The sequence below is a fragment of the Candidatus Effluviviaceae Genus I sp. genome (genome assembly GCA_016867725.1).
In the GTDB taxonomy this organism is placed as follows: domain Bacteria; phylum Joyebacterota; class Joyebacteria; order Joyebacterales; family Joyebacteraceae; genus VGIX01.
The window spans coordinates 1-7,469 of sequence record VGIX01000060.1; the positions used below are offsets into that span (position 1 = coordinate 1).

10 protein-coding genes are annotated in these 7,469 nt (G+C 72.0%); all 10 read right to left on the reverse strand.

Annotation, left to right across the window (positions count from 1 at the left end; all coding sequences use genetic code 11):
* The coding region (locus FJY74_09005) for an FAD binding domain-containing protein (protein ID MBM3308451.1) at nucleotides 1-146 on the reverse strand (146 nt) is incomplete at its 3' end.
* A gap of 61 nt (nucleotides 147-207) precedes the next feature.
* Nucleotides 208-1,071, reverse strand: coding sequence for an EF2563 family selenium-dependent molybdenum hydroxylase system protein (locus FJY74_09010; protein MBM3308452.1), 864 nt, complete (start codon nucleotides 1,069-1,071; stop codon nucleotides 208-210).
* The gene (locus tag FJY74_09015) at nucleotides 1,068-1,883 is read right to left on the reverse strand and encodes an XdhC family protein (GenBank protein MBM3308453.1); all 816 of its coding nucleotides are present in this window, start codon (nucleotides 1,881-1,883) and stop codon (nucleotides 1,068-1,070) included. Before FJY74_09015 ends, FJY74_09010 begins: the two co-directional genes overlap by 4 nt.
* Nucleotides 1,880-2,482, reverse strand: coding sequence for a nucleotidyltransferase family protein (locus tag FJY74_09020; GenBank protein MBM3308454.1), 603 nt, complete (start codon nucleotides 2,480-2,482; stop codon nucleotides 1,880-1,882). Before FJY74_09020 ends, FJY74_09015 begins: the two co-directional genes overlap by 4 nt.
* Nucleotides 2,483-2,501: 19 nt before the next feature.
* Entirely contained in the window at nucleotides 2,502-3,662 is a 1,161-nt protein-coding gene (locus tag FJY74_09025) for a pyridoxal phosphate-dependent aminotransferase (GenBank protein MBM3308455.1), read from the reverse strand.
* 68 nt (nucleotides 3,663-3,730) lie between these two features.
* Complete coding sequence (locus tag FJY74_09030; protein ID MBM3308456.1) at nucleotides 3,731-4,747, reverse strand: transketolase family protein; 1,017 nt, start codon at nucleotides 4,745-4,747, stop codon at nucleotides 3,731-3,733.
* A gap of 25 nt (nucleotides 4,748-4,772) precedes the next feature.
* Complete coding sequence (locus FJY74_09035; protein MBM3308457.1) at nucleotides 4,773-5,588, reverse strand: transketolase; 816 nt, start codon at nucleotides 5,586-5,588, stop codon at nucleotides 4,773-4,775.
* A gap of 9 nt (nucleotides 5,589-5,597) precedes the next feature.
* Nucleotides 5,598-6,020: a DUF296 domain-containing protein gene (locus FJY74_09040; protein ID MBM3308458.1), complete on the reverse strand. Its 423-nt coding sequence runs from the start codon at nucleotides 6,018-6,020 to the stop codon at nucleotides 5,598-5,600.
* 29 nt (nucleotides 6,021-6,049) lie between these two features.
* Nucleotides 6,050-6,502, reverse strand: coding sequence for a (2Fe-2S)-binding protein (locus FJY74_09045; protein MBM3308459.1), 453 nt, complete (start codon nucleotides 6,500-6,502; stop codon nucleotides 6,050-6,052).
* The coding region (gene thrC / locus FJY74_09050; protein ID MBM3308460.1) for a threonine synthase at nucleotides 6,499-7,469 on the reverse strand (971 nt) is incomplete at its 5' end. The genes thrC and FJY74_09045, both read right to left, overlap by 4 nt.

A 7,469-nucleotide genomic window follows, 5' to 3' on the forward strand; every position in this document is an offset into this window, starting at 1 on the left:
ACGAGCACGGGCGGCCGTGCCGCCCCGTCGAGGATGCGCACCGCGAGGTCGGTGCCGCCCGCGATCGGGCGCGCGCCGTCGGCGGCGTCCAGCGCGGCCAGCGCTTCCTCGACCGTCCTCGGCGCGTACCAGGCCGGTGCGTACATCGGCGTCACTCCCCGGCCGGCTGGACGCCGCGGGCGCTCCCGCCCGCGGCCCGCGGGCCCGTCACCCGGCGGCCTTCGGTGCGACGCCGCGGGCGCGGAGCGCCGCGAGCACCGCTCGCCCGACGGCGCGCGCCTTGTCCGAGATGAGCGTCGCGTCCACCTCCGCCCCGCGCGGGTCCACGTCGCCGACCTTCTGCCCCGACGCGACCGGGAGCCCGTCCGCCGCGAGTCCCCGCAGCACCCCGCTGATGCGCGCCGCGACCGGCGCCCCGCCGACCGCGCCGACCACATCCCCCTCGCGCACGAGGTCGCCGATGCGCCGCGTCGCCCGGAACTCGCCCGAGGCCGGCGCGCGGAGAAGGCGCTCGAGCGCGACGCCGCCGAGTTCGCCTGGCACGCCCGTGTCGGGTTCCGCGGCGCCGCGCTCGATCACGCTCCCCATCGCCGGACCGCGGTTCGTCTCGATCACGACGTCCACGTCCCGCCCCGCCTCGAACCCCGGCCCGAGCGCGATGGTCACCGGCGCGTCGGCCCGCGACGTTCCGAGGTTCCGCTTTGCCATCCGCGCGTCCACGACGGCGGCCGGCCTGAGCGATCGGACGAGCGCGCCCTCGGGATCCACCGCCACCGGCAGCGCCCCGCCGCCGAGCGCCGACGCGGCCCTGGGCGTCGGGACGAGGATCGCCTCCACGCCCTCGACGACCGCCCGCCCGGCGTACACCGCCTCGGCGAACGCCGCCGCGCGCCGCACGGCCCGCGGCCGGTCGGTCTCGAGCACGAGGACGCGGTATCCCGCACCACACAGCGCGTGCGCGACGCCCGTCCCGAGGTCGCCGCCGCCGCGCACCACGACGAGCGGCGGCGTGTCCGGCGACGGCGGTCGCGCGCCGCCGCCCCCCGCGCCCGACGGTCGCGCGCCGCTCAACGGTCCTTCCCCTTCCGCCCCGGCTTGTCCCGCAGCATCACCGTGTCCCGCACGCCGTGCCTCACGGCGATCATCTCGGCCACCACGCTCACCGCGATCTCTTCCGGCGTCTCAGCGCCGATGTCGAGCCCGATGGGCGCGTGCACGCGCTCGATGGCCTCGGCCGGGACGCCGTCACGCGCGAGACCCGCGAACGACGCGCGGACCTTCTCTTCGCTCCCGATCATCCCGAGGTAGCGGGGCGCGAACGGGAGGACGGCCTTCACCCACTCCTGGTCGAAGCGGTGCCCGCGCGTGACGACCACGACGAACGTCTCCCCGTCGATCCCGAGCCAGCCGACGGCCTCGACACCGCCCGCGACGCGACGCTCCGCCCCCGGGAAGCGCTCCGCGGTCACCATGTCCTCGCGGTCGTCGACGACGGTCACGCGGAAGCCCGCCTGCCGCGCCGCCGCCGCGACCGCCTGGCCGCAGTGGCCGCCGCCGATGACGACCGCGCGCGCGCCCGCCGACACCGGCTCGAGGAACACGTCCATCCGCCCGCCGCACGCCATGCCGACGTCGGGGCCCAGGTCGAACGAGAGGAGAACGGGATCCCGCGAGCCCGCAAGCGCCTTCGCCCGCTCGATGACCGCGGACTCGACGGCGCCGCCCCCGACGGTCCCCAGCGTCCGGCCGTCGGCATAGACGATCATCTTCGCGCCGGCGCCCCGCGGCGTCGACCCGCCGACCGAGACGACCGTCGCCACGACGCCCGTGACGCCGTCGCGATGCATCCGGGCGATCTCGGCGTAGAGGTCAACCGGTCTCACGTTGTCGTCACACCGCCCCGCACGGCCTCGTAGTCGTCGTCCTCGTCGATGTCCAGGAGGAAGCCGTCGTCGTCGAGCTCGACCTCGACCACCGAGGCCGCGTCGGACTCGAGGATCCCGCGCGCGCCCGCGTCGCCGGCCAGCGCCTCCAGCCGCTCGCGGTACGACCCGTCGAACAGGACCGGGTGCCCGCGGCGGCCGCCGAACGCCGGCACGGCGATCTTCGCGCCCCTCCCGTGGGCCGCGAGGAGCGCCTCGACATCCTGCGTCCTGAAGAACGGCGCGTCGGCCAGCGCCACGAGGATCGCGTCGGCGCCCCACGAGCACGCGCTCGCCCCGAGGGCGAGCGACGCCCCCATGCCTTCCGCGTAGCGCCGGTTGCCGACGAGCTCGATCCGCTCGTCCGCGATGCCCGAGAGCGCGGCCCCGACCTCCTCGGCGCCGTGCCCCAGCACGACGACGACCTCGTCCACGCCGCGCGCCCCGAGCAGCTTCCGGACGACGACGCTCACCATCGGCTCGCCGGCGATCGGGAGAGCCTCCTTCTTCCTGCCCATCCGCTTCGACTCGCCGGCGGCAAGCACAACCGTTGAGACCATATGCCCTTCCGCTCCGCGCCTACTGGTGCGCGAGCACGCCCTTGATCCGATCGAGCGCCTTCTCGATGTTCGTGAGCGAGTTGGCGTAGCTGAACCGCAGGAACCCCTCGCCGTGCGCGCCGAAACAGGTCCCGGCAAGGCACGCGACGCCGGCCTCGTTGAGGAGCTTGTCCGCGAGCTCCTTCGACTTCATGCCGGTGCCCGTGATGTTCGGGAACACGTAGAACGCGCCCTTGGGCATCAGGCACTTCCAGCCCTTGATCGAGTTCATGCCCGCGACGATCGCCTTCCGGCGCTTGTCGAAGGTCGCCACCATCTCCTTGACCTTGTCCTGCGGGCCCTTGAGCGCCTCGATGCCCGCGAGCTGCACGAACGTCGTCGCGTGCGAGTACACGTTCGTGTTGAGCTTCGTGAACCTCTCGGCGATCGGCTTCGGCATCGCGGCGAACCCGAGCCGCCACCCCGTCATCGCGTAGGTCTTCGAGTGCGCGTCCATGAGGATCGTGCGCTCCTTCATCCCCGGGTACGTCGCGATGGAGTGGTGCTTGCCTTCGTAGATGATCTTGCAGTAGACCTCGTCCGAGAGCACGACCACGTCGTTCTTGACGCACAGCTCAGCGATGCGCTTAAGATCGCTCTCCTCGAGGATGCCGCCCGTCGGGTTCGCCGGCGAGTTCAGGATGAGCATCTTGGTCTTCGGGTTGATCTTCGCCTCGAGCTCGGCCATGTCGAACCGGAAGTCGCGCTCCTCGCGATACACGAGGGGAACGGCCTTCCCGCCGGCGAAGTTGATCGCCGACTCGTAGATCGGGTAGCCCGGGTTCGGGTAGATGACCTCGTCGCCGTGGTCCACGAGCGCGAGGATGGGAAGGAAGATGACGGGCTTCCCGCCCGGCGTGAGCACGATCTGGTCCGGCTCGTACTCGATGCCGCGGTCGGCGGCGAAGTACTCGCAGACGGCCTTCCGCGCCTCCATGAGCCCGGCCGACGGGCCGTAGTGCGTGTAGCCCTGCCAGATCGCCTTCTCGGCCGCCTTCCGGATGTTGTCCGGCGTGTCGAAGTCCGGCTCGCCGATCTCGAGGTGCACGATGTCCCTGCCCTGCGCCTCGAGCGCCTTCGCCTTCGCGAGCACCTCGAAGGCGGTCTCCGTCCCCAGCCTGTCCATCCGCTTCGCGAACATCGCGTCCCTCCTCTGTATGTGTTCGCACGGGTCCGGGTCGCGCGCCCGGCCGCCCCGCGCACGCGCCTCTACGTGGTCCCTCCCGCGTCGGTTCCCGCCGCGATCGCGCGCTTCCGCGCCACCACGTCCTTGACGCTCGAGACGATCTCGCGGGCCGAGAGGCCGAAGTGCGAGAGAAGCTGCTCGTGGTCGCCTGACTCGCCGAACCTGTCCTCGATGCCCATGATCCGAAGCGGCGACGGCCTCGGCGACTGCGCCAGCGCCTCGGCGACCGCGCCCCCGAGCCCGCCGATCGTCGAGCCCTCCTCCGCCGTCACGAGCGCGCCCGTCTCGACGGCGGCCCGGTTCACGATGGCCCGGTCGAGCGGCTTGATCGTGGGGCAGTTGACGACGCGCACCGAGAGCCCCCCGTCCTCGAGCTGCCGCGCCGCCCGGAGCGCCTCGTACACCATGACGCCGCATGCCATCACCGTCGCGTCCTCGCCCTGCCGGTACACGGCGCCCTGCCCCACCGTGAACGGCGTCATGTCGGTCGTGACGACGGGCGTGCGCGACGTGGCGAAGCGGACGTACACGGGACCGGGGATCCTCGCCGCGGCGACCGTCGCCTTCCTCGCCTCGACGGCGTCCACCGGCACGATGACGGTCATCCCGGGAAGCGCCCGCATGACCGCGACGTCCTCGAGCGACTGCCTCGCGCAGCCGTCGCCGCCGGACGAGAACCCGGCGTCGATGCCGCACACGACGACCTTGAGCGAGGCCGTGCAGATCGTGGAACGGATCACGTCCCAGGCGTTCGCGGCGGCGAGCATCCCGTGGGCCGTGACGAAGACGACGTGGCCCGCCTGCGCGAGCCCGGCCGCCGTGCCCAGCATGTCCTGCTCCGACAACCCGAACTCCATGAACCGGTCGGGGAAACGCTTCCTGAACTCGCCGGTGCCGCCCGCCGCGCCGAGGTCGGCGTCCATGACGAGCACGTCCACGCCGCGCTCGGCGAGCTCGACGAGCCCGCGCTCGTAGCCGCGCACCGTCGCCTCGGTCTCGACGACACGGTGGTGGAGATCCGCAAGACCCATTTCGGCCATTGTCACGCTCCGGGGGACTCGGCGCCTACGTGAGCGCCTTCATGGCTTCCTCGTACACGTCGACCGTGAGCTTCCGGTCGTGCCACTCGACCTTCCCCTCCATGAAGGGAACGCCCTTGCCCTTCACGGTGTTCGCGATGATCACGGCGGGCTGCCCCTTCACCGACGATGCCTCGGTGAACGCGGCCGTGAGCTGGTCGAGATCGTGGCCGTCCACCTCGCTCACGCGCCAGTTGAAGGCCCGCCACTTGTCGGCCAGAGGGCCGAGGGCGGCGATCTCGTCGGTCGCCCCGGCGCCCATGAGGCCGTTCCGGTCCACGATCGCGCAGACACTGTCGAGCTTGAGGTGCGCCGCCGTCAGGGCCGCCTCCCACACCTGCCCCTCCTGCAGCTCCCCGTCGCCCAGGAGGCAGTACACCCGGAACCCCTTCCCGGCCCGTCGGGCCGAGACCGCGATGCCGTTGGCGATGGAGAGCCCCTCGCCCTGCGAGCCCACCGAGACGTCCACGCCCGCGGTCCTGTGAGGGTCGGGCGTGCCCTGCAGCTTCGACTTGAGCTTGCGGAACGTGAGGAGGTCGCGCATCTCGAAGTACCCCCGGCGCGCGAGCGCCGCGTAGAGCGCCGGCGCCGCGTGGGCCTTCGACAGCACGAACCGGTCGCGGTCCTCCCAGGTCGGCCGCTCGGGCCTGATCCGGAGCACCTGCCAGTAGAGCGCGACGAGGATGTCGGCGCACGACAGCGACCCGCCGACGTGCCCGGAGCCCGCCTCGAGGACCATCGTGAGGACGTCGCGCCGCACGATCTTCGCAATCTCCCTGAGCTCGCTGGACGTGGGACTCATGCGCGACTCCTACTTGAAGTGAAGGGCCATGAGGCCTGTGGCCGGGTCCTGCCGCCGCTCGGCCGCGATGTCGGTCTTGAGGACGGCGATCTCGTTCGTGACGTTGACCTTCCCCTTCGAGAGATGACCGGCCACGGTCTCCTTGCTCTCGCGCGCGAGCACGGCGTGAAGGTGGAACACGACGTCGCCGTCCTGCGCGAGGACATTGCCCGTGAGCGAGACGAGCTCGAGCGGCTCGGGAAAGAGCGCGGTGTGATACTGCTCCTGCCGCAGGAAGAAACTGAGCTCGCTCTGCTTGAGCATCCCGATGCCGGACACCACGATGCCTGTCTTGAGGCCGGACTTGAGGCACGCTTCGCGAAGCGACGCGAAGAGGTCCTCGTCCTGGTAGAGACGCACCATCAGCACGCTGCCGCTGTCACGGAACTCCATGCCGCCTCCCTGTCCCCCGCCGCGCTCGGTCACTCCGACGCCCGCTCCACCGCCTCGACGATCTTCGCGTACCCCGTGCACCTGCAGAGGTTCCCGGCGATGGCCTCGACGATCTCCTCGCGGCTCGGCCGCGCCTTGTCGCGGAGGAGCGCGTACGCCGACATGATCATGCCCGGCGTGCAGAACCCGCACTGGACGGCGCCCGTCTCGACGAACGCGCGCTGGATGCGGTGAAGCTCGCCAGCCTCCGAGAGCCCCTCGATGGTGAGCACGTTGCGGCCTTCGCACTGCGCCGCGAACACGATGCACGAGTTCACGGGCCGCCCGTCGAGAAGCGCCGTGCACGCACCGCACTCGCCGCGGCCGCAGCCGACCTTGGTGCCGGTCAGGCCGAGCGGCCCGCGGAGAAGCTCGACGAGGGTCGTGGTCGGACCGACCTCGGCCGTCCGCGCGGCGCCGTTGACCGTGAGCGTGAGCTTCACCGCGCCCCCACCGCCCGCTCCACATCGGCGAGCGACCGACCGATCTCGATGGGCTTCCCGACCGCGCGCATCGCGTTCTCGGTGTCCTTAAGCCCGCTCCCCGTCATGAGCACGACGACCGTCTCGTCGCGCGAGACCTGCCCCTCGCGCACGGCCTTCGCAAGCCCGGCGAACGCCGTCACGCCAGCGGGCTCGCCGAACACGCCGGTCGCGCGAGCGAGCGTCGGGATGGCGTCGAGGATCTCGTCGTCGCTCACGGTCATCATCGAGCCTTCGCTCGCGCGGACGCCGCGCAGCGCCTTCCGCCAGTTGCGCGGGTGGCCGACCGCGATGCTGTCGGCGCACGTGCGTCCCCTGCACGGCTCGACGTCGCGGCAGCCGGCGAACGCGCGCGCCAGCGGCGCGAGCCCCTCGGCCTGCACGCCAACGAGCGCCGGCACCTTCTCCGTGAAGCCGAGGCGCGCGAACTCCGCGAACCCCTTGTACGTCCCGCTCATGATGCACCCGTCGCCCACCGGCACGAACACGCGGTCCGGCGCGCGGAAGGCGAGCTGCTCGCACACCTCGAACGCGACGGTCTTCTTCCCCTCAACGAGGTACGGGTTGACCGCGCAGCAGCGGTTGTACCAGCCGAACTTCTCGATGGCCTCGGCCGCGAGGTCGAACGCGTCGTCGTACGTGCCGTCCACCGCGAGCACCGTCGCGCCGTACACGAGGAGCTGGGCGACCTTCGGCTTCGGCGCGGCCTTCGGGACGAAGATGTAGCAGGGCAGACCCTCCGCCGCCGCGAACCCGGCGAGCGAGCAGCCCGCGTTGCCCGTCGACGCGGCCGCGACCGCGGTCGCGCCCTCCGCCAGCGCGCGCGCCATCGCCACGGCCGTCGCGCGGTCCTTGAGCGAGGCCGTCGGGTTGCGGCTGTCGTCCTTGATGTAGAGGTTCGAGAGGCCGAGGAGCCCGTCGGCGCGGT

What these genes read in the sequence shown, in the direction of transcription:
- FJY74_09030 (MBM3308456.1), bottom strand. Translation starts at nt 4,747, where the DNA reads ATGGCCGAAATGGGTCTTGCGGATCTCCACCACCGTGTCGTCGAGACC.
- FJY74_09040 (MBM3308458.1), bottom strand. Translation starts at nt 6,020, where the DNA reads ATGGAGTTCCGTGACAGCGGCAGCGTGCTGATGGTGCGTCTCTACCAG.
- FJY74_09035 (MBM3308457.1), bottom strand. Translation starts at nt 5,588, where the DNA reads ATGAGTCCCACGTCCAGCGAGCTCAGGGAGATTGCGAAGATCGTGCGG.
- FJY74_09020 (MBM3308454.1), bottom strand. Translation starts at nt 2,482, where the DNA reads ATGGTCTCAACGGTTGTGCTTGCCGCCGGCGAGTCGAAGCGGATGGGC.
- FJY74_09025 (MBM3308455.1), bottom strand. Translation starts at nt 3,662, where the DNA reads ATGTTCGCGAAGCGGATGGACAGGCTGGGGACGGAGACCGCCTTCGAG.